Raw genomic sequence first — 21,030 nt, forward strand, 5'->3', positions numbered from 1 at the left:
CCCCGCGTCCGCGAAGATCACTCCATGCGCCGAACCTCCACGAAGTCCCCGCCCCGCCTTGCGGACCACCGCGCCGCCGCCCGCACGACCCGCGTCGCCCTCGCCCTGGCGGCCTGCTCCGCGGTGCTGCTCGCCCTGGTCGCGGCCGAGTGGCGCCCGCTGGTCTCGCTGGACGGTGACATCGCCCGCACCACGCACCGCTGGGCGGTCGCGGAGCACGGCCTCACCCGCGTCTCGCGGATCCTCACGGACTGGGTCTGGGACCCGCTGACCATGCGCCTGGTCTGCGCGGCGGCGGCCGGATGGCTGGTGTGGCGCCGCAGGGCCTGGTGGACGGCGCTGTGGCTGGTGCTGGCCTGCGCGCTGGGCACGGCGCTGCAGCAGTCCCTCAAGGCCGCCGTGGGCCGCCCCCGGCCCGTCTGGCCGGACCCCGTCGACTCGGCGCACTACGCGGCCTTCCCGTCCGGGCACGCCATGACCGCCACGGTGGTCTGCGGGCTGCTGCTGTGGCTGCTGCGCCGCCTGGGCGCGGGGCGGATCCTGTGGCGCACGGCCGCCGCCGTGGCCGCGGTCTGTGTGCTCGGCGCCGGGCTGACCCGGGTGTGGCTCGGCGTGCACTGGCCCTCGGACGTGCTGGGCGGCTGGCTGCTCGGCGGGTTGGTTGTAGCGCTCGCGGCCCTTGTGCACACGAGGGGCCTGGAACGGGGCGGCGGAACGGACCCTGCGCACCGGTAAGATCACCGCATGTCTGCCGTGCTGTTCGACTTCTCCGGGACCCTCTTTCGCGTCGAGTCCACCGAGTCGTGGCTGCGGGCCGTCCTCGCCGGGGCGGCCGTGACGCTGACCGAACCGGAGCTGACCGAGACGGCGCGGGCGCTGGAGACGGCCGGTGCGCTGCCGGGCGGCGCGGCCCCGGCGTGGCTGCCCGAGGACCTGGCCGGGGTGTGGGCCGTCCGCGACGAGAGCGCCGAGCTGCACCGGGCGGCCTACACGGGCCTGTCCCGGCGGGTGCCGCTGCCCGATGACGGCCTGCACGACGCGCTGTACGAACGGCACATGTCCCCGGACGCCTGGTCCCCGTACCCGGACACCGCCGAGGTGCTGCGCACGCTCAAGGAGCGCGGTGTCCCCGTCGCCGTGGTCAGCAACATCGGCTGGGACCTGCGTCCGGTGTTCCGCGCACACGGCCTGGACGCCTACGTGGACGCGTACGTCCTGTCGTACGAGCACGGCGTCCAGAAACCGGACCCGCGGCTGTTCTCCGTGGCCTGCGAGGCGCTTGGCACGCAACCGGAAAAGGCGCTGATGGTCGGCGACAGCCGGCCGGCGGACGGCGGCGCAGCGGCGCTGGGCTGCCGGGTGCACTTCGTGGACCATCTGCCGGTGGCCGAGCGGCCGGACGCGCTGCTGCCGGTGCTGGACCTGGTGGGCCGGCCCGGCCGGCCGGTTCAGCCCCGGTAGTCCTCGACCTGGGACGACGGCCGTACCCGCGCCTCGTCGGGGTTCTCGCCGAACTCGGACTTGGCCCGGCGCCGGCGCAGCAGGTCCCAGCACTGGTCGAGTTCGCGCTCCAGTTCGCCGAGCCGCCGCCGCTCCGTGGCACCGTCGATCTCGCCGGACGCGAGCGATTCCCGCAGCTTGCGCTCGTCGTCGACCATCTCGGTGATCCTGGCCAGTATCCGCCGGTCCTGGTCCATCTCCGCCCGCCTCCTCGGCTCGTCGCCCGTGCCCACTGTAGGGACGGGCGGGCGGCTGTGCGAGCCGGCCACCGGAAGGGAGCGGCCCCCTCGTGCGGGAAGCGCCGGACGGTGTGCGCCGCCCGCCGAGGCGATCCCCCGCGTCGCCCCGGACGGACGGCAGCCCAGGACAGGCCCGTACGTCGGCCGGGCCTGCTGCGTTGAGTATAGTTGGCTGGCAGCCAGTCAACGCAGGAGTTACAGCATGTCCCCGCGCAGCGCCTCGGTCAATGAAGAGTTGCGGCGGCGTTCGCGCGAGCGGCTTCTGCAGGCCGCGGTCGAGCTGGTGGGCGAGCACGGGTTCGAGGCGACGACTCTCGGTGCCATCGCGGACCGGGCGGGCTCGGCCCGCGGGCTGGTGTCGTACTACTTCCCCGGCAAGCGCCAGCTCGTGCAGTCCGCCGTGCACCGGTTGATGCACCGCACGCTGGAGGAGGCGCTGGAGCGCGAGCCGCACACCGAGGACGGCCGGGAGCGACTGGCGAGGGCCATCGACGCGATCCTGGGGCTGGCGCACGACCGGCCCGTCCTGATGCGCCAGCACATGGCCGGGCTTTTGCAGGCCGAGGGGTTCGTCCAGTGCCCCGAGCAGCGGCGCCTGTCGGAGCTGCTGAGCGACACCGTGAGCCGGTACGGCTCCCATGACGTCACCGCCGACTACCCCATGCTGCGCGCGCTGCTGATGGGCGCGGTGTACGCGGCGCTGGTGCCGGGCGTGCCGATGCCGGTCCCGGTGCTGCGGGCCGAGTTGTTCGAGCGCTACCGGCTCGACTGGGAGATGGGTGTCCCGCCAAACGCCGCGGCGGCGCCGGACGGCAGGTGTGCCTCGGATCTGTCGCGGTTCTTCGCCACCGGCGACGAACCGGCGGGCCGGCCCGAGGAGTCGGGCCGGCCCGGTCTACCGGATCCGGCTCAGCGGTCGAAGTAGTCCGGCTGCGTCTGGACGTTGAGTTCGTCCAGCCGGATCCGGGCCGCCGGATCCGTGCGCCGGTCGCTGAGCTTCAGGACGTCGAAGCCCTTGGCGATGTCGTTCGAGTAGATGTAGCCGTTGTAGTAGTACGCCGACCAGGAGCCGCCGACCACGAGCTGGTCGGTGGTGAGCGGGCCGCGCTCGAAGTAGCCGATCTCCTTCGGCTTCGAGGAGTTGGTGAAGTCCCAGACGGAGACGCCGCCCTGGTACCAGGCCTGGACCATGATGTCCCTGCCCTTGACCGGGATCAGCGAGCCGTTGTGGGCGACGCAGTTCTCGGTGTCCGCCTGGTGGCGCGGGATCTTGTAGTAGCTGCGGAAGACCAGCTTGCGGTGGTCGCCCTTGCCGACGATGTCGTAGATGCCGTCCGCGCCGCGGTTGGGACCGATGGCCGCGTTGCAGGTGGCCGCGCCGCCGCCGCCCAACTCGTCGGTGAACACCACCTTGTCGGCCTTCTGGTTGAAGGTCGCCGAGTGCCAGAACGCGAAGTTCACGTTGTCCTGGACCCGGTCGATGACCTTCGGGTGCTCCGGGTCCTTGATCGACAGCAGGATGCCGTCGCCCATGCAGGCGCCGGCCGCCAGGTCCTTGGAGGGCAGGACCGTGATGTCGTGGCAGCCGGTGGTCTTGGACACGCCCGGGTTGGTGGGTGCGCCCGGGTTGCCGCCGCCGTCGGGCCCTTCACCCGGGAAGAGCACCGGGAAGTCGATGACCGCCGCCTTCTCCGGGTGGCTGCGCGGCACCTTGATGACGGAGATGCCGTCGTGCGGCGGCTGGCAGTCGGGGTAGGTGGCGCTCGGCGAGTACGAGGAGACGTAGATGTAGACGTTCTTGCGTTCGGGCACCAGCGAGTGGGTGTGCGAGCCGCAGGCGGTCTCGACGGCCGCGACGTACTTCGGGTTCTTCTTGTCGCTGATGTCGAAGACCTTCATGCCCTCCCACGAGGACTTCTCGGTCGCGGGCTGGGTGGTGCTGTTGCAACTGCTGTCGCTGCGCGAGGAGTCGGTGGACAGGAAGAGCAGGTTGCCGGAGACGGAGACGTCGTTCTGCGAGCCCGGACACAGCACCTGGGCGACCGTCTTCGGCGCCTTCGGATTGCTGATGTCGAAGACGCGGAAGCCGTCGTAGTTGCCGGCGAAGGCGTACCTGCCCTGGAAGGCGAGGTCCGAGTTCGTCCCCGGGAGCGCGTCCTTGGGGATGTTGGTCAGGTGCTGGATGTTGGCGGAGTGGACGACCTCGTCCTGGCCGGGTATCTCACCGCTCGCGATGGCGTCGCGCACCTCGGCCCGGGCGCTCGCGGACACATCGTCCCGCGCGGCCGTGCCGTCCCCCGGGTCGGGGGTCGCGACGGCCGGATGGGCCGTCAGCAGCGCCGCGAGGAGCCCCGCGGCCACGGCGGCAACACCCAGGTGTCTGCGCCGCGTTCGGGCTTCGTTCAACAGGTTCACTGTTTCCTCCCTGGTTCCGTTCACGTCGGAACGGGTCACGCACCCTCGAAGTATCGTCTTCATCATGCACAGATCAACAGTGGGCAACGCACTCGTAACGAAGGTTTTTGATCAGTCGGCCGCCGAAGCGTGCTAGGACGTTCATCGGCACTCACCGCGTGCCGGCCAGTCATCACCCACCCCACCTGCCACAGGAGGTCGTCGTGCCCCACCGCCGAGCGTCCCTAGCGTCCCTCGCCGCGGCCTCGCTGGCCGCGCTCACCGTGCTCGGGCTCACCGGCTGCGAATCCGGTTCGGACGCCAAGTCGCCCGCGTCGAGCGGGCCTTCGGTGATCGTGCCGGGTAAACCGGGCGAGCAGAACCGCACCCTGTCCGCCGCGGACGCCGCCGAGCAGCGCGCCGAGGACGACTCCCCCAACTCGGCGGACGTCGACTACGCGCGGATGATGATCCGGCATCACGCCCAGGCCCTGGAGATGACCGAACTCGTCCCGGACCGCGCCGCGTCGTCGAAGGTCAAGCGGCTGGCCGAGCGGATCGCCGCGGCCCAGGGCCCGGAGATCGCCGCCATGCGGGACTGGCTGACGTCGTACGGCAAGGACGAGCGGCCCGAGGGGCACGACCACGCCGCGATGCCGGGGATGGCGAGCGAGGCGCAGCTGAAGAAGCTGCGCGCGGCACGCGGCGCGGCGTTCGACGAGTTGTTCCTGACGCTGATGATCACCCATCACGAGGGCGCGCTCACCATGGCGACCGACGTCAAGGCGCAGGGCAACAACATCCGCATCGAGGAGATGGCCGACGACGTGGTCGCCCAGCAGACCAGCGAGATCGCCCGCATGCGAGACATGAGCTGAGGCCGCCGAACGCCTCCGGCGCGCCGACCGGTCCGACGCCATGCGTGCGAGGTGGGCCCGATACACAGGTCGGTGCCCCACATGACGCGGGGCCGGCGCGGGGCCGCGTCACGCGTCAGGTCGGATCGACGCCCCGCGTGACGCGGGACCGGCCCACGCTCAGCCTGGGCGGGCCCCGGCCGGCAGGCCGGCATGGGGCCCGCCGGTAGTCGGGTCGGCTCGGCCTTGTCCGGTAGGCCGTGGTCAGCGGCGTGCGTGGCGTGGGGGGAGGAGGCCCGCGTCGCGGGCCTGCGCGATCAGGACGAGCGACTTGCGGCGCCCGTACCCGGTCGCGGACATCACCGCGAGGACGGGGTCCGCGCCCTCCTCCTGGGCGGCCTGGTAGGCGCGCGCGACCTGCCGGCGTCCCTCGTCGCCGCGCGGCCAGGCCGGGCGGGCCCGGGCCGCCGCCCCGCCCTCGCCGCCCGGCTCCGCGCCGAGGCCGCACGCCCGCAGCAGCGGCTCCTCGATCCAGTCGGCCAGCACCGTCAGGTCGTCCGGGGACAGCGCGGGCCTGGCACGGACGTCCTCGAAGAAGACGCATCCCTCGCAGACCACGGCGAGCACGTCGATCCGGGCGCCGTCGGCGAACGCCAGCCGCACGGTGAACCACGACGCGGCGCTCCCGTCCTCCCGTACCTCCCACGCGGGCCCCACCGACACCGTGCCGTCCGCCGGGCAACGGTCGGAAAGATCAAGAAAGGATGCTTCAAGCACACACGCAAAGTAACCGCATGATCACATCCCGGCGGCAACAGACACGCACGCCCGTCACCCCGGCGGACCCTGTCAGCGGGCCCTGGGCGGTGCGATGCTGGAGCCACCAGCGCCCCTGCGCCTGTCGGGGTTAGGAGTCCGCCGTGTTGCGTGTCGCCGTCGTCGGTTCCGGGCCGAGCGGGTGCTACACCGCCCAGAGCCTGGTCCAGCAGGATCCCGACGTGCTCGTGGACGTCCTGGACCGGCTGCCGTGCCCGTACGGGCTGGTGCGCTACGGCGTGGCCCCGGACCACGAGAAGATCAAGTCGCTGCAGCAGAACCTGCGGGCGGTCCTGGAGGAGGACCGGGTGCGGTTCCTGGGCGGTGTCCGGGTCGGCGGCCCCGGCGGGCCGGACGTGGCGCGGCTGCGCGGGCTGTACCACGCGGTCGTGTACTGCGTGGGCGCCGCCGCCGACCGGCACCTCGGCATTCCGGGCGAGAACCTGCCCGGCAGCTGGTCGGCCACCGAGTTCGTGGCCTGGTACAGCGCGCACCCGGACGCCGCCGACGCCGGCTTCCTGCGGGACGCCCGGTCGGCCGTGGTCATCGGCGTCGGCAATGTCGCGGTGGACGTCACGCGGATGCTGGTCCGCGCCGCGGCGGAGCTGAGCCCGACCGACATGCCGCAGGACGCGCTGACCGCGCTGGCGGCGAGCCGGGTGTCCGAGGTCGTGATGGCCGGCAGACGCGGGCCCTCGCAGGCGCGTTTCACCACGAAGGAGCTGCGCGAGCTGGGCGGGCTGCCCGGCACCGATGTCGGCGTGGACCCCGCCGAGCTGGCCATGGACCCGGCGTACGCGGACCCGTCCGGGCTGCCCGCCCCGCGGCGCCGCAATCTGGAGGTGCTGCGCGACTGGGCGGCGCGGGAGCCCGGCGGCGCGCCGCGCCGGATCGCGCTGCGCTTCTTCCTGCGCCCGGTGGAACTGCTCGGCGACGGCGGGCGGGTGGCCGCGGTCCGCTTCGAGCGTACGGCGCCGGACGGCCGTGGCGGGGTGACGGGGACCGGCCGGTTCGAGACCGTCGAGGCCCAGTTGGTGCTGCGGTCGGTCGGCTATCGCGGGGTGCCGCTCGCGGGGCTGCCGTTCGACGCGGCCGACGGCACGGTGCCCAACGAGCGGGGCCGCGTGCTGCGCGACGGCGTGGCGAGTCCCGGTGAGTACGTGGCGGGGTGGATCAAGCGCGGCCCGACGGGTGTCATCGGCACCAACCGTCCGTGCGCCAAGGAGACGGTCGCCGCCCTGCTCGCGGACGCGCCCGCGCTGCTGTGCCGGGAGGTGCCGGGTGATCCCGCGCGGGCGCTGCGGGCCGAGGGGATCGAGCCGGTCGAATGGGCTGGCTGGCGGGCGATCGAGCGGGCCGAGGCGGCACTGGGGGCGCGGCTCGGCCGACGCGTGGTCAAGCTGGCCGACTGGGACTCGCTCCTGGCGGCGGCCCGCACGGCGGCCCCTTAGCCGCCGAACGTCCATGACCGGGTGTTCCCCGGCTGGTTCCGGACGGTGACGGACGGAGCCGGACCGAACCGCACGGAACAGCCTGCCCGCGACGGCCGGTTCAGCCGTCGGCGCCGAGCCGGGCGGCCTGCCGGGCTGCGGCGGCGAGAAGGCTGTCGAGCAGCCCCGGGAAGAGATCGTCCAGGTCGACCGTGCGCAGGCCGTTCATCTTGGCCGTGCCCCGGTAGACCTGCCGGATCACCCCCGACTCGCGCAGCACCCGGAAGTGGTGTGTGGTGGTCGACTTGGTGACCGGCAGGTCGAACTGCGAACAGGACATCTCATCGCCCTCGGCGGCGAGTTCGCGCACGATCTGCAGCCGCAGCGGATCGGAGAGCGCGTGCAGCACACCCTCCAGACGGATCTCGTCACGCCCGGGGTGCTCCAGCTCGCGGCTGGTCACGGAGGTACTGGTCACGGCGGCTCACCTTCGTCGTCGATCCCTCATTGTACGAGAGTCATCGTAGTTTGACATTCCCCGTACTACGACGTCTATCGTACGAAGGACGACCGACCTCGTGACGACGATTGGAGTCCGCCGTGAGTGCCCTCTTCGAGCCCATCACCCTGCGCGAAACGACCATGGCCAACCGGGTCTGGATGGCGCCGATGTGCCAGTACTCCGCCGAGCCGGAGGGCCCCGCGCAGGGCGCGCCGGGTGACTGGCACTTCGCGCACTACGCGGCGCGGGCGACCGGCGGCACCGGCCTGATCCTCACCGAGGCCACCGCGGTCTCGCCCGAGGGCCGGATCTCGCCGTACGACGTCGGCATCTGGAACGACACCCAGGTGGCCGCGTTCCGCCGGATCACACGCTTCCTCGTGGGCCAGGGCACGGTGCCCGGGATCCAGCTCGCGCACGGCGGCCGGAAGTCCTCGACCGACCGGCCGTGGAAGGGCGGCGCACCCGTCGGACCCGAGGCGCACGGCTGGCAGCCGATCGGTCCGAGCCCGGTCCCCTTCGGCGCCGGCCATCCGGTGCCCCATGAGCTGACGGTCGATCAGATCGCCGAGGTCGTGGACCAGTTCGTGGCGGCGGCCGGGCGCGCGCTCGCCGCGGGCTTCGAGGTCGCCGAGATCCACGGCGCACACGGCTACCTGATCAACGAGTTCCTTTCGCCGCACTCGAACCACCGCACCGACGCGTACGGCGGCTCGTACGCGAACCGGACCCGCTTCGCCCTCGAAGTCGTCGACGCGGTGCGCGCGGTGTGGCCGGACGACAAGCCGCTGTTCTTCCGCATCTCCGCGACGGACTGGCTGGAGGACGGCGGCTGGACCGCGGACGACACGGTCCGCTTCGCCGGCGAGCTGCACGCCCACGGCGTCGATCTGCTCGACGTGTCCACCGGCGGCAACGCGTCCGGCGTCCGCATCCCCACCGGCCCCGGTTACCAGGTGCCCTTCGCCGCGCGCGTGAAGGCCGAGACGCCGCTGCCGGTGGCCGCGGTCGGCCTGATCACCGACGCCGAGCAGGCGGCGAAGATCGTCGCCAACGACGAGGCGGACGCGGTGCTGCTGGGCCGCGAACTGCTGCGCAACCCGTCCTGGGCGCGGCACGCCGCGCGGCAGCTGGGCGCCGCGGTGCGGGTGCCGGACCAGTACCACCGTTCGGTCTGAGCACGGCGGCGCGTCCCACGCCGGCCCGCCTCGTTCGCGCGGGCCGAGCGTGACCGCTCCCCGACGTGCCGCTCGGCCCGCACCCGGCGCCCGGGTCGCGGGCCGCAGGTCGGTCACGACTTTCATGGGAGCGCTCCCGTGTGACCGCCGACATGGCCGGAAGGATTTCGCGCGAGGCGTTGACTAGAAAGCGCTTGCACCCTACGGTCCGTTCAGCAGTGTGACCGTGCGGTGGCGACATTGGCCCCATACGGTCACCCGCCCGCAAAGAGCGTTCCATATGATGCACGCCGTTCACATATACGGCTTGCCGGCCATACTCCCCCACCCGGAAGAAGGCATACGGGACATGACCTTACGAGCACGGTCACGCGCGACCACCGGGCGCGCCCTGACGGGCGGTCTCGCCGCCCTCGGTCTTTCGCTTGGCATGATCATGACTGACGGCACGGCGGCGAGCGCGGCCACCTGGCCGACGCCCAGCGGCAGCCAGGGCGTCTCCGCCACCATCTCGGTCTCCGGCACCAAGGACTACGGGATGCTGCGCCTGTACGGCACCGGGGACCTGGGCACCGGCGGTCAGAACGAGGACCAGGACCCCATCCTCGAACTGGCACCCGGAACCGTCCTGAAGAACGTCGTCATCGGCTCCCCCGCCGCGGACGGCATCCACTGCCTGGGCAGCTGCACGCTGCAGAACGTCTGGTGGGAGGACGTCGGCGAGGACGCGGCCACGTTCCTCGGCTCCTCGTCGTCCAACGTGTACACGGTCTCCGGCGGCGGCGCGAAGGAGGCGAGCGACAAGGTGTTCCAGTTCAACGGCGCCGGCACGCTGAACGTCTCGGGCTTCGCGGTGCAGAACTTCGGCACCTTCGTCCGCTCCTGCGGCAACTGCCGGACCCAGTACAAGCGGACGATCAGCATCGACTCCGTCGAGGCGACCTACAAGGGGAGCCGGCTCGTCGGCATCAACACCAACTACGGCGACAGCGCGACCCTGAAGCGGATCACCATCGTCGGGGACTCCAGCAAGAAGATCATCCCCTGCCAGAAGTACATCGGGAACAACACCGGCAAGGAACCGACCACGAACGGCTCCGGCGCCGACGGCACCTACTGCAAGTACGCGTCGTCCGACATCACCTACAGGTGAGCCCGCCGGACCGGGAGAGAGCGCCGGGGGCCGTCACCGCGGGTGGCGGCCCCCGGCGCCGTCCAGGCCGCTCACCGCTCCGGTCAGTTCCTGCTGGAAGTCCGCGTACGCGGTGCGCAGCGCGGTGCCCGGCCAGTCGGCGGGCAGCAGGGCGGGCGGCAGCACGGGGTCGGTGAGGAGGTGGCGTACGACCGCGGCGTAGCCGGTGAGGCGGTCGGCGGGACGGTCCGCGCGGGCCACATGGGCGAGCAGGGCGCGGCCGGTGGCGGCCCAGGCGTCCAGCGGCCACAGGAGGGCGACCAGCTCGCGCGGCGGGCGCCGAGGTCGGGCGGTGTAGTGCTGGGCCACCCGCTCCAGGTCGTCCGGCGGCGGGCGGTCGAGGTTCGCCGGCCGCAGCCATACGCCCTCGCGGAGTTCCGCCAGCCGCAGGGCGGTCAACCGGGCGCGCAGGTCGGCGCGTTCGGCGGGGCCGCGGCCGGTCGCCCTGATCACCACCATCTCCCAGTCGCCGTCCCACGCGTGCGTGCCGGGACGCAGCGCGTCGTCCTGACGGCGCTGACGGGCCAGCAGCCGGTCGCTGAGGCCGTAGACGGTGTCCGTGCGCCGCAGGTCGCCGGCGCTCACCATCCGGCTGAGCGCCGCCCGCAGGGTGGAGCCGCCGACCCCGAAGGGCTCGACCAGCCGCACGAGGTCCTTGACCGGCAGCCGCGGCGGATGGGCGCCGAGCAGCAGGCTCAGTACCACCGACCGGGCGGACAGCGGCCTCAGGTCCGGCTCGCCGGGCTGCACCGGCGTGTTCATCCGCATGGGCACGTACTGTACGGGCCACTTCCTGTTGCAACATTGCTACAGCCGCAGACCAAGTGCAACATGGACCGTATGGTCTCGACACCCGCTCCCGCGCAGCCGCCGCACGCCACTCATGACGTCACCAACCAGGCGCCTCCGTCGGCCCCGTACGACGCGTCCGCGGACCCGGCCCTGCTGGAGGGCCTGCGCCGGGAGGGTGCGGGCTGGGCCGAGGAGGAGGTCCGGCGCCTCGGCCGGCGGGCCGGCAGCGCCGAGGCGCAGGAGTGGGGCGAACTGGCCAACCGGCACGAGCCCCTGCTGCGCACCCACGACCGGTACGGCAACCGGATCGACGAGGTCGAGTTCCACCCCGCCTGGCACCATCTGATGCGGGTCGCGGTCGGCGCGGGCCTCGCGGGCGCGCCCTGGGCCGACGCCCGGCCCGGAGCGCACGTCGCCCGCACGGCCGGCGGACTGGTGTGGGGGCACACGGAGGCCGGACACGGCTGCCCGACGTCGATGACGTACGCGGCCGTCCCCGCGCTGCGCGCCCAGCCGGACCTCGCCAAGGTGTACGAACCGCTGCTGACCGGCCGGGAGTACGACCCGGTGCTGCGGGTGCCCACCGAGAAGCCCGGCCTGCTGGCCGGGATGGGCATGACCGAGAAGCAGGGCGGCTCCGACGTCCGGACCAACACCACCGCGGCCACCCCCACCGCCGAGCCCGGCGTGTACACGCTGCGCGGGCACAAGTGGTTCACGTCGGCGCCGATGTGCGACGTCTTCCTGGTGCTGGCCCAGGCCCCGGGCGGTCTGTCCTGCTTCCTGGTGCCGCGCGTGCTGCCGGACGGCAGCCGCAACACATTCCGCATCCAGCGGCTGAAGGACAAGCTGGGCAACCGCTCCAACGCCTCCTCCGAGCCGGAGTTCGACGCGACCGTGGCCTGGCTGGTCGGCCCGGAGGGCCGGGGCGTCAAGACGATCATCGAGATGGTCAACTGCACCCGCCTGGACTGCGTGATGTCGTCGGCCACCCTGATGCGCAAGACCCTCGTCGAGGCGGGGCACCATGCGCGCCATCGCAGCGCGTTCGGTGCGCGGCTGCTCGACCAGCCGCTGATGCGCAACGTCCTCGCCGATCTCGCGCTGGAGTCGGAGGCGGCCACGACGCTCACGCTGCGGCTGGCCGGTGCGGCGGACCGCGCGGTGCGCGGGGACGAAGGGGAGCGGGCGCTCCGGCGGATCGCGACCGCCGTCGGCAAGTACTGGGTCACCAAGCGGGGCCCTGCCTTCACGGCGGAGGCCCTGGAGTGCCTGGGCGGCAACGGCTATGTGGAGGAGTCGGGCATGCCGCGGCACTACCGGGAGGCACCGCTGCTGTCGATCTGGGAGGGCTCGGGGAACGTCAACGCGCTGGACGTGCTGCGGGCACTCGGCCGGGAGCCGGGCGCGGCGGACGCCCTGTTCGCCGAGCTGGCCCTGGCGCGCGGGGCGGACGCCCGGCTGGACGCGGCCGTCGCCCGGCTCAAGGACCGGCTGGCCGAGACCGACCAGGTGGGGGCGCGCCGGCTGGTCGAGGCGATGGCCCTGGCGCTCCAGGCGTCCCTGCTGGTCCGGCACGCCCCGGCCGCGATCGCCGACGCCTTCTGCGCGTCCCGGCTGGGCGGGGACTGGGGGCATGCGTTCGGCACACTGCCCGCCGGGGCCGCCCTGAACACCATCCTGGACCGCGCGCTGCCCGACGGAGCCTGACCACGCGGCGCCTGGGCCCACCGCCCCGTCCGGCGGCCCGGCCCCGAGAGACCCGTCGCGCTCGGGGGCCGGGCCGCGGACCTCCACGCAGGGCCTCCTCGCTCGGCCGAAGACCGTGGGCGGCGCGTGCGGGGACCGGCCCGTCGCCCGGGGTCACTGGCCGGAAACCGCCTCGGATGTTCCTACGGACAGCCGACGGCACCGCCCTGACGTGCGGTGATTGTGGGGTTAGGGTGGCTGTCAGTGGTGGGGTGCACACTGGCCGGTGTCTGAGGACCAGCTGTGCGACGACACCCCGGAGGTGATCGGCATGACCGAGGTACTGCTCGCCGTGGGCACCCGCAAGGGCCTGTTCATCGGGCGACGGCGGGAGAACGCCTGGGAGTTCGACGAGAGCCCCTACTTCAACGCGCAGGCGATCTACTCGGTCGCCATCGACACCCGCGGCGGCAGCCCACGCCTGCTCGCCGGCGGCGACAGCTCCCACTGGGGCCCGTCCGTCTTCCACTCCGACGACCTCGGCCGCAGTTGGACCGAACCCGCCAGGCCCGCCGTCAGGTTCCCCAAGGACACCGGGGCTTCGCTGGAGCGGGTGTGGCAACTGCACCCCGCGGCGGCGGAAGGGGACGTGGTGTACGCGGGCACGGAACCGGCTGCGCTGTACCGCTCCGAGGACCGCGGCGAGAGCTTCGAACTGGTCCGGCCCCTGTGGGAGCACCCCACCCGGAGCCGGTGGGTGCCGGGCGGCGGCGGTGAGGGACTGCACACCGTCGTCACCGACCAGCGCGATCCGAAGGCGGTGACCGTGGCGGTCTCCACGGCCGGTGTGTTCCGCACCACGGACGGCTGTGCGAGCTGGGCCCCGTCCAACTCCGGTGTGTCCGCGGTGTTCCTGCCGGATCCGGACCCGGAGTTCGGGCAGTGCGTCCACAAGATCACGCAGGACGCGGGCAGCCCGGACCGGCTGTATCTGCAGAACCACTGGGGTGTGTACCGCAGCGACGACTCCGGCGCGCACTGGACGGACATCGGCGAGGGGCTGCCGTCCACCTTCGGCTTCGCGGTGGCGGCCCACCCGCACCGCGCAGGCACCGCGTACGTCTTCCCGATCAACGCCGACGCCGACCGGGTGCCCGCCGACCGCCGCTGCCGGGTCTTCCGCACGGCGGACGCGGGCGGGAGCTGGGAGCCGCTGACGGCCGGCCTGCCGTCGGAGGACCACTACGGGACGGTGCTGCGGGACGCGCTGTGCACCGACGGCGGCGACCCGGCGGGCGTGTACTTCGGCAACCGCAACGGCGAGGTGTTCGCGTCGGCCGACGACGGCGACAGCTGGCACCAGCTGGCGTCCCATCTGCCGGACGTGCTCTGTGTACGGGCCGCGGTCCTCGCCTGAGGCCGCGGCCGAAGAAGGGTGAGCGGGAAAGGGCGCGCCCGCGGTCTCCCGGGCGCGCCCCGCCGCTGCGCGGCTGTGCTGTGGGTGCGTCAACTCAGCGGTTGCACCCGGAGGTTGCGGAACCGCACGGTGTTCCCGTGGTCCTGCAGACGGATCGCACCGGCCGACGGCCCCTCCGGCGCACCGGCGCCGGTCGGCCCGTCGATCGCGACGTCGTCATGGACCTTCTGGCCGTTCCACACGACCGTCACCCGCGCGTCCGCGGTCTTACGGCCGCTGTCGTCGAACCGTGCCGCGCGGAACGTGATGTCGTAGGTCTGCCAGGTCTCCGGGGCCGTCGCCGCGTTCACATCGGGGGCCTTCTTCAGGTAGATCGCCCCGGCTTCGTTGGTGTCGAGCGTGGTGTCACCGTACGAGTCGAGGATCTGCAGCTCGTAGCGGTCCTGAAGGTAGACGCCGCTGTTGCCGCGGTTCTGGCCGGTGACATCGTCCGGCAGCAACGGAACCCGGAACTCCACATGCAGCTTGAAGTCCTGGTAGGCCTCCTTCGTGCGGATGTCGCCGCAGCACACCTCCATCGACTGCTCGGCGGCGAGCGGCCACTCCACGCGCCGCCCGTCCGTGTGCTGCCACTGCGCCTGGGAGGCGGTGGTGCCGTCGAAGAGGGTGACCGCGGCGCCGTGCGGACGCACGGTGATCAGGTCGAGGTTGACATGACCGGTGTCTCCGGCGTCGAAGCGGTACGCGAGGGTGTTGTGGCCCGCGCGCAGGCTGACCCGTTCGGTCCGGGTCGACCAGGCGTCCCAGGTGCCCGTGGAGGGAAGCTCTGTCTGGCGTAGCTTCTGGCCATTGGCGTACAGGGAGAGGGTCTTGGTGCCCTGGAACGGGTTGGGGCCGTTCGAGTAGCGCAGGTTCACGTCGTACTCGCCGGCCTTGGGGACCGTCACGTCGAACGTGGTGGCGACCTTGCCCTCGGTGCCGTAGCGGTCGACGAAGCCGCTGCCCGAGTACCCGGGGTGGTCGGTGTTGATGCCGGCCGTGCCGGTCAGGCGCGCCTCCTCGGCCTCGTACAGCGTGGCGGGCGGCGGCTGCTTGCCCGGCAGCGCGTTGAGCGTGTACCAGGCCTCCGTGCTCCACAGCGTCTCGCCGGACGCGGAAGCGAAGGGGCGCGGCGAGCGCACGTGCACGACGTGGCCGGGCCTCAGCCCGTCGAGGCGCAGCCGGACCGTGCGCCCGTCGGCGGCGAGCGCCGCCGAGCGGACGGTGAGCCGCTCCTCGGCGATCTTCGGCCCGCCGTAGTCGGATGTCGGGGTGTAGCGCCACTGCTCGGCCTGGTAGCGGGAGGCCAGCTTCTCGGCGGTGGCCTCGGACACCGGCTGGGTGTACTCCAGGTCGAAGCCGCCGGGCACGGCCCGCATCTCCTTGATGTCGAAGGCGTTGCCGCCGTTCGGCGTCAGTTTCTGCAGGCCGAACTTCAGCTTGCCTTCCTGACCCCAGTTGCCGTCGGCGCCCAGGCCGCCCGCGTAGATCGCACCGTCGGGGCCAAGGGTGATCCGGTTGACGCCGGCTTCGAGCCCCTGCGTGTAGCGGAACACGGCTCCCTGGTACTGACCCTTCACCTTCTCCAGATAGCCGCGCTGGAGCCCGCCGTAGGTGACGTCGCCGAAGAGCATCTGCCCGGCGAACCGGCCCTTGGTCAAGTACAGCGGAGTGCTGGGCGAGTTGGCGATCTCGTTCTGCGGCAGCCACAGCACCGGCTGGGTGACGGGACGGTCGTCGAACGGGCCCGACGGCTCGGTGAAGTGGTTGAAGAAGCGGTCCTGCTTGATCTGGACGAGCTTGCTGGCCGGCAGCCAGCCCCCCTGGTTGTCGGTGGTGAAGATGCCGCCGCCCGGACCCCAGCCGATCCCGTTGGGCGTGCGCAGACCGCCCGCGATCGGATGGATCTTCCCTGTCTTCTTGCTGATCCGGTACGTGGTGCCGCGGCCCGGGGCCGGCTGCGGGGTGGTGGTCGCGCCGCCGTAGTTGATGGCGACGGACAGGTTCACATAGAAGTAGCCGTCGCGGTAGAGCAGCCCGAAGGCGAACTCGTGGAAGTTCCCGCCGTAGGGCCAGGTGGCCACGGTGCGGTACCTGTCGGTCACCCAGTCGTGGTCGGTGTCGACGAGCTGGGTCAGCTCGTGCTTCTGCGACACATACAGGGAGCCGTCGACGTACTTGATGCCCATCGGCTCGCGCAGCCCGCTCGCGACCTTCTTGACGGTCACCTTGTCGCGGCTGGTCTTCCCGGTGACATGGTCGAGCAGGTACACCTCGCCCGCCTGGTTCTGCGAGCCGCCCCACGTGCTGAGCGCGAGCCGGCCGTCGGGCAGCCAGTCCATGCCGGTGACCTGCGGCTCGAACCCGTCCGGGCGCAGGTCGGTGAGGGTGAGGTCGGGGCGCACGTCGGTGAGCGGCAGTCCGTCACCGGGGCTGTCCGCGCCCGACTCGCACTCCTTGCGGCCCGGCGCGGTGACCCGTACCACCCCGGCGTCGGTGGTCAGCGACTCGCGCGGCACCACGGTGAAGTCGGTGGCGCCCGGCGGCTTCCAGGCGAGCGTGAGCTGCTGCCCGCCGGTGCGCTCGAAGTAGTCGATGCGGAACGGGTGGGAGCCCGCGGTGAGTTCGGCGGCCCCGTCCTTGGGTTCGGCGGCGTGCAGCCCGTCGTGGTCGATGACCTCACGGTCGTCGATGGTGAGCCGTGACCCGTCGTCGCTGGTGAGACGGAAGGTGTACGTCCCGTCGGCGGGGATGACGAGGTAACCGGAGGCCTGCGCCGAGAAGTTGTCGGCGAATCCGCCGAAGTCGTCGGTCGAGGACCAGTCCACGGTCGGCATCAGCTTGTCGTGGTTGGGTGTCTGGCCCGGCTTGAGCGTGCAGAGCTTGGTGAGCGGTACCTGGGTGTCGAAGACGCGCAGGGTGACACCGGGTTCCTGGGGCGGGATGTCGGCGGGTGCGGCAGCGGACGGGGGCGCGGCCGCTATCCCGCCTGCGAGGAAGCCGCCGATGAGCAAAGTGGTGAGCTGTCTTCGGGCGCGGCGGAACGGATGTGGATGCATCGGTCCTCCAGGACGGGACCGGAGGCCGCCGGATCGCACTCCGGTCTAGCTGTACGGAAACGCGGGTGCTGATGCCGAAGAGTCGGTACGCCTACGGTTGGGCCGTCACGTTAGGGGACTTCTGCCGAGTGCGTCCATACTTTGTCATCAGTGAGTTCAAAGTCCGGCCACCGGAGCGCAGTTGGACACCTTCGGGACGCGGTCGCGGAAAGTGGCCGCGGCGCTGCCGGGGTCGTGGCGTGGTGATCTGCGGGCACGTCGAGCGGCAGTCGGTGGTGCGGGCCGTCTCGCCGCACAGCTCACGGCGGGTCTGGGTGTCCAGACCCGCACGGGCTTCGTGAACGTGGGATGCGCAGGGTGGCGAAGTCGGCGCCCTGGGAGACGCGGGCGCAACGGGGGTGGGGACTACGGCAGTCGCCAGTCCACCGGCTGCACACCCTGCCCGGCCAGCAGGTCGTTGGCCCGGCTGAACGGACGGGAGCCGAAGAAGCCACGGTCCGCCGACATCGGAGACGGATGCGCGGACTCGATCGCCGGCAGGTTCCCCAGCAGCGGCCGCAGATTACGCGCGTCACGGCCCCACAGGATCGACACCAGTGGCTTGCCCCGCCCGGCCAGCGCGCGGATGGCCTGCTCGGTGACCTCCTCCCAGCCCTTGCCCCGGTGCGCGCCCGGACTGCGCGGGGCCGTGGTGAGCGCCCTGTTGAGCAGCAGCACGCCCTGCCGCGTCCACGGCGTCAGGTCGCCGTTGGACGGCCTGGGCAGCCCGAGGTCGGAGTGCATCTCCCGGAAGATGTTCTCCAGACTGCCCGGCAGCGAACGCACCTCCGGCGCCACCGCGAAGCTCAACCCGATCGCCATACCGGGCGTGGGGTAAGGGTCCTGACCCACGATCAGGACGCGGACGTCGTCGAAGGGCTGCTGGAAAGCCCGCAGGACGTTCGCCCCGGACGGAAGATACGTCCGGCCCGCCGCGATCTCGGCCCGCAGGAAGTCCCCCATCGCGGCGATCCGTTCGGCCACCGGCTCAAGCGCCTTGGCCCATCCGGCTTCCACAAGTTCATGCAAAGGTCGTGCTGCCACGGCGCGTCACTCTACTCGTACGCAGCGGGGCCGAGCACAGGCAGGGAGCCTCCGCAGACGGGCCGTCGCGCAGGCGCTACTCTTCCTCCTCGTCACTCTTCCTCCTCAACGAGGTCTGCGAGCCGGTCGAGCCGAGCACGCAGCCGGTCACCTGGTAGAAGGGCAGTTTGCTCCACGCCGCGGCCATGTGATCCGTACGCGACTCATCAGACAAAACGGGACGGATACCGCTCACCTGCACCCTCCCCGAACAGGGGAGCCCAGGAAGCCAGTAACATGCGGCGCCATGAGCTCCCCCACTGGGCCCGCGTCCGGCCTGCCAGTACGAATGCCGCGCCCCCGCCAGCCCGGACGGCACCGCCGCCCCGAACCGCTGGTGGCTCCCGAGGGCGCGCCCGCGCTCGTCCTCGCGGTGCCGGGCACGCCCAGTGCCGTCACACGCGGCCTCGCCGAGGACGTCGTGAGCATCGCCCGCTCCGAGCTGCCCGGCCTGGACGCCCGGATCGGGTACGTGGACGGGGACGACGCGGAGTTCCTGACGCTGCAGTCCGTGCTGACGCAGGCCGCCGAGGAGCGCACCGCCCGCTACGAGCAGGCCGTCGCCGCCGGCGCCGAGGTCAAGGAGCCCGACGGCCCGGTGGCCGTCGTCGTGCCGCTGCTGGCCGGCCCGGACAGCGCGCTGCTGCGCCAGGTCCGCCAGGCCGTGATGGAGAGCAAGGTCGCCGCCGACCTGACCGATGTGCTCGGCCCGCACCCGCTGCTCGCCGAGGCGCTGCACGTGCGCCTGTCCGAGGCGGGTCTGGCCCGCGCCGACCGCGCGCGCCTGTTCACCGTGGCGACCGCCGCGGACGGCATCATCCTGGCCTCCGTGGGCGGTGACGAGGCCGTGCAGGCGGCCGGCATCACCGGCATGCTGCTCGCCGCGCGCCTCGCCGTGCCGGTGATCGCGGCGGCCCTGGACCAGGACGGCTCGATCGCGTCCGTCGCCGAGCAGTTGCGTTCCTCCGGTTCGCAGCAGCTGGCGCTGGCTCCGTACCTGATCGGCCCCGAGATCGACCCGGATCTGCTGGCGGCCGCCGCCACCGAGGCGGACTGCCCGGCCGCGGAGGCGCTGGGCGCGTACCCGACGATCGGCAAGCTCGCCCTGGCCCGCTACACGACGGCGCTCGGCATCACTCCGCAGCAGCCGCAGAGCACCCCGGCCCGCTGAGCCGGATCCGCACGGCGCCCGTACGCTTCGGGGCCCGCTCCGCAAGGGAAGCGGGCCCCGCGCCGTACCGGACGGCGGGCGCGCGCCGGGCACGGGCGGTCCGGGCCGGACGCGGCGCGTGTCAGCCGAAGACCACGCAGGAGGCCGCGGGCACGTCCACCGAGCCGTCGTAGCGGGGCAGTCCGGTGTCCTTGTCGACCGCGAACCAGGTGATGTTGCCGGAGCGTTCGTTGGCGGCGTACAGGAACCCCGCGTTCTCGGCCAGCGCGCGCGGCCAGTGGCCGCCGCAGGGCACCGTGCCGGTCAGCCGCAGCCCCGCGCCCTCGACGGCGAACACGGACAGGACGTCCTCGCCGCGGGTCGCGGTCCACACGAACCGGCCGTCCGGCGAGGCGACGATCCCCGACGGGTAGGCGTCGCCGGCCGGCGCGCCCGGCAGGACCGGCGTCTCGGTCAACGGCCGCAGCAAGCCCGCCTCGGCGTCCCAGCGGCACACCGTGACGGTCGGGGTCAGCTCGTTGACGACGTAGGCGAACGTCCCGTCCGGGTGGAAGGCGAGGTGGCGGGGGCCGCAGCCGGGGCGGAGGGCGATCTCGCGGTGCAGCACGGGCACCCCGCCGTCCAGGGTGCACACCCGCACCGAGTCCGTGCCGAGGTCGACGCTGACGGCCCAGCGGCCGCTGGGGTCCGGCTGCACCTGATGCGCGTGCGGGCCGCGCTGGCGCCGCTCGTGCGGGCCCGCGCCGATGTGCTGCAGCACGCCGGAGCGGGCGCCGGCCAGTGCGCCGTCGGTGCGTACCGGGACGGCGGTGACGCTGCCCGAGCCGTAGTTGGCGGTGAGCACGTGCCCGGCGTGCAGGCTGAGGTGGGTGGGTCCGCTGCCGCCGACCGGCACCGGCGGTCCGGCCAGGGTCGGTTTGTCGTCCTTGACCCGGTACGCGGCCACCGCGCCGTCGGCCGTCTCGCTGACCGCGTACAGGGTGTCCCCGTCGGGGGACAGGGCCAGGTACGAGGGGTCGGGGACGCCGTCGACGCTGCCGAGCACGGCGAGTGCGCCGGTGTCCGGGTGGACGGCGGCCGTCACCAACCCGGGTCCGCCCGCCGCCGTGAACGACCCGATGAAGGCCCTGTGCCGCCTGTTGCCGTATGCCACGGCTGTCCCCTCTCGTGCGTGTCGCGTCCGCGGGTGACGGTAGCAGTTGATCTTTGCGGTCTAGACCAAGTGGAGGTGGGGGTGTGAGCCGTTGGGGTTTCGGTGTGGGGGGCTGTGCGGGTGGGTTGGGGCTGGGCGCGCAGTTCCCCGCGCCCCTGGGTGGGCTGCGTCTGGCGCTTGACCACAGAAGAGCGGCAGGACTGTAGGGGCCTTGCGCCGTTGGGGGTTCGGTTGCGGGGCGGCTGTGCGGGTGGGATGGGGCTGAGCGCGCAGTTCCCCGGGCCCCTGGGTGGGCTGCGTCTGGGCGCGTGGCTACAGAAGAGCGGTGGGACAGTAAGGCCCTTGCGCCGTTGGGGGTTCGGTTGCGGGGGCAGTGCGGGTGGGATGGGGCTGAGCGCGCAGTTCCCCGGGCCCCTGGGTGGGCTGTGCCGGAGTGGTTCGGTACTCGGACGGCGTAGTTCGGCTGGGTGGCCGGGGGAG

The 21,030-nt window shown here is 72.4% G+C and carries 19 protein-coding genes; 10 read left to right on the top strand and 9 right to left on the bottom strand.

Annotation, left to right across the window (positions count from 1 at the left end; all coding sequences use genetic code 11):
• Window positions 1-24: 24 nt before the first annotated feature.
• The gene (locus tag ACIRFL_RS36700; RefSeq protein ID WP_404037750.1) at window positions 25-735 is read left to right on the top strand and encodes a phosphatase PAP2 family protein; all 711 of its coding nucleotides are present in this window, start codon (window positions 25-27) and stop codon (window positions 733-735) included.
• A gap of 9 nt (window positions 736-744) precedes the next feature.
• Complete coding sequence (locus tag ACIRFL_RS36705) at window positions 745-1,461, top strand: HAD family hydrolase (RefSeq protein ID WP_404037752.1); 717 nt, start codon at window positions 745-747, stop codon at window positions 1,459-1,461.
• Here the strand turns inward: ACIRFL_RS36705 and ACIRFL_RS36710 are convergent.
• Entirely contained in the window at window positions 1,449-1,697 is a 249-nt protein-coding gene (locus ACIRFL_RS36710; RefSeq protein ID WP_404037755.1) for a DUF2630 family protein, read from the bottom strand. The two genes, ACIRFL_RS36705 and ACIRFL_RS36710, sit on opposite strands and share 13 nt — an antisense overlap.
• A gap of 244 nt (window positions 1,698-1,941) precedes the next feature.
• On the opposite strand from ACIRFL_RS36710, the gene ACIRFL_RS36715 reads away from it, so the two are divergent.
• Entirely contained in the window at window positions 1,942-2,664 is a 723-nt protein-coding gene (locus ACIRFL_RS36715; protein WP_404037758.1) for a TetR/AcrR family transcriptional regulator, read from the top strand.
• Here the strand turns inward: ACIRFL_RS36715 and ACIRFL_RS36720 are convergent.
• Complete coding sequence (locus ACIRFL_RS36720; protein ID WP_404037761.1) at window positions 2,649-4,154, bottom strand: LVIVD repeat-containing protein; 1,506 nt, start codon at window positions 4,152-4,154, stop codon at window positions 2,649-2,651. The two genes, ACIRFL_RS36715 and ACIRFL_RS36720, sit on opposite strands and share 16 nt — an antisense overlap.
• A 203-nt stretch (window positions 4,155-4,357) precedes the next feature.
• On the opposite strand from ACIRFL_RS36720, the gene ACIRFL_RS36725 reads away from it, so the two are divergent.
• Window positions 4,358-5,011, top strand: a complete 654-nt coding sequence (locus tag ACIRFL_RS36725) for a DUF305 domain-containing protein (protein ID WP_404037764.1) — start codon at window positions 4,358-4,360, stop codon at window positions 5,009-5,011.
• Window positions 5,012-5,254: 243 nt separating this feature from the next.
• Here the strand turns inward: ACIRFL_RS36725 and ACIRFL_RS36730 are convergent, their stop codons facing one another.
• Complete coding sequence (locus ACIRFL_RS36730; protein ID WP_404037842.1) at window positions 5,255-5,713, bottom strand: DUF6214 family protein; 459 nt, start codon at window positions 5,711-5,713, stop codon at window positions 5,255-5,257.
• Window positions 5,714-5,910: 197 nt separating this feature from the next.
• Between ACIRFL_RS36730 and ACIRFL_RS36735 the strand changes: the two genes are divergently transcribed.
• Window positions 5,911-7,257, top strand: a complete 1,347-nt coding sequence (locus tag ACIRFL_RS36735; RefSeq protein WP_404037767.1) for an FAD-dependent oxidoreductase — start codon at window positions 5,911-5,913, stop codon at window positions 7,255-7,257.
• A 100-nt stretch (window positions 7,258-7,357) separates the two neighbouring features.
• Here the strand turns inward: ACIRFL_RS36735 and ACIRFL_RS36740 are convergent, their stop codons facing one another.
• Window positions 7,358-7,714 (bottom strand): ArsR/SmtB family transcription factor, encoded by a 357-nt coding sequence (locus ACIRFL_RS36740; RefSeq protein ID WP_404037770.1) that lies wholly within the window; start codon window positions 7,712-7,714, stop codon window positions 7,358-7,360.
• A 122-nt stretch (window positions 7,715-7,836) separates the two neighbouring features.
• Between ACIRFL_RS36740 and ACIRFL_RS36745 the strand changes: the two genes are divergently transcribed.
• Window positions 7,837-8,916 carry an NADH:flavin oxidoreductase/NADH oxidase gene (locus ACIRFL_RS36745; protein WP_404037773.1) on the top strand — a complete coding sequence of 360 codons (1,080 nt, stop codon included), beginning with the start codon at window positions 7,837-7,839 and terminating at the stop codon, window positions 8,914-8,916.
• Window positions 8,917-9,265: 349 nt separating this feature from the next.
• Window positions 9,266-10,069, top strand: coding sequence for a pectate lyase (locus tag ACIRFL_RS36750; RefSeq protein ID WP_404037776.1), 804 nt, complete (start codon window positions 9,266-9,268; stop codon window positions 10,067-10,069).
• 33 nt (window positions 10,070-10,102) lie between these two features.
• On the opposite strand, the gene ACIRFL_RS36755 is transcribed toward ACIRFL_RS36750, so the two are convergent.
• The gene (locus ACIRFL_RS36755) at window positions 10,103-10,876 is read right to left on the bottom strand and encodes a PaaX family transcriptional regulator C-terminal domain-containing protein (protein WP_404037779.1); all 774 of its coding nucleotides are present in this window, start codon (window positions 10,874-10,876) and stop codon (window positions 10,103-10,105) included.
• Window positions 10,877-10,948: 72 nt separating this feature from the next.
• Between ACIRFL_RS36755 and ACIRFL_RS36760 the strand changes: the two genes are divergently transcribed.
• Entirely contained in the window at window positions 10,949-12,610 is a 1,662-nt protein-coding gene (locus ACIRFL_RS36760) for an acyl-CoA dehydrogenase family protein (RefSeq protein ID WP_404037782.1), read from the top strand.
• A gap of 310 nt (window positions 12,611-12,920) precedes the next feature.
• The gene (locus ACIRFL_RS36765; protein ID WP_404037845.1) at window positions 12,921-14,006 is read left to right on the top strand and encodes a WD40/YVTN/BNR-like repeat-containing protein; all 1,086 of its coding nucleotides are present in this window, start codon (window positions 12,921-12,923) and stop codon (window positions 14,004-14,006) included.
• An 89-nt stretch (window positions 14,007-14,095) separates the two neighbouring features.
• Here the strand turns inward: ACIRFL_RS36765 and ACIRFL_RS36770 are convergent, their stop codons facing one another.
• The 3 genes from ACIRFL_RS36770 to ACIRFL_RS36780 form a co-directional block, all read right to left on the bottom strand.
• Window positions 14,096-17,104, bottom strand: a complete 3,009-nt coding sequence (locus tag ACIRFL_RS36770) for a family 16 glycoside hydrolase (protein WP_404037785.1) — start codon at window positions 17,102-17,104, stop codon at window positions 14,096-14,098.
• Window positions 17,105-17,509: 405 nt separating this feature from the next.
• Entirely contained in the window at window positions 17,510-18,187 is a 678-nt protein-coding gene (locus ACIRFL_RS36775; RefSeq protein ID WP_404037788.1) for a uracil-DNA glycosylase, read from the bottom strand.
• A 76-nt stretch (window positions 18,188-18,263) separates the two neighbouring features.
• The gene (locus ACIRFL_RS36780; protein WP_404037791.1) at window positions 18,264-18,401 is read right to left on the bottom strand and encodes a hypothetical protein; all 138 of its coding nucleotides are present in this window, start codon (window positions 18,399-18,401) and stop codon (window positions 18,264-18,266) included.
• A gap of 72 nt (window positions 18,402-18,473) precedes the next feature.
• On the opposite strand from ACIRFL_RS36780, the gene ACIRFL_RS36785 reads away from it, so the two are divergent.
• On the top strand, window positions 18,474-19,397 hold the full coding sequence (locus tag ACIRFL_RS36785; RefSeq protein ID WP_404037794.1) for a sirohydrochlorin chelatase: 924 nt from the start codon (window positions 18,474-18,476) through the stop codon (window positions 19,395-19,397).
• Between the two features lie 121 nt (window positions 19,398-19,518).
• Here the strand turns inward: ACIRFL_RS36785 and ACIRFL_RS36790 are convergent, their stop codons facing one another.
• Window positions 19,519-20,550: a lactonase family protein gene (locus ACIRFL_RS36790; protein ID WP_404037797.1), complete on the bottom strand. Its 1,032-nt coding sequence runs from the start codon at window positions 20,548-20,550 to the stop codon at window positions 19,519-19,521.
• Between the last annotated feature and the right edge of the window lie 480 nt (window positions 20,551-21,030).

It is taken from the genome of Streptomyces sp. NPDC102462, from assembly GCF_044765425.1.
In the GTDB taxonomy this organism is placed as follows: domain Bacteria; phylum Actinomycetota; class Actinomycetes; order Streptomycetales; family Streptomycetaceae; genus Streptomyces.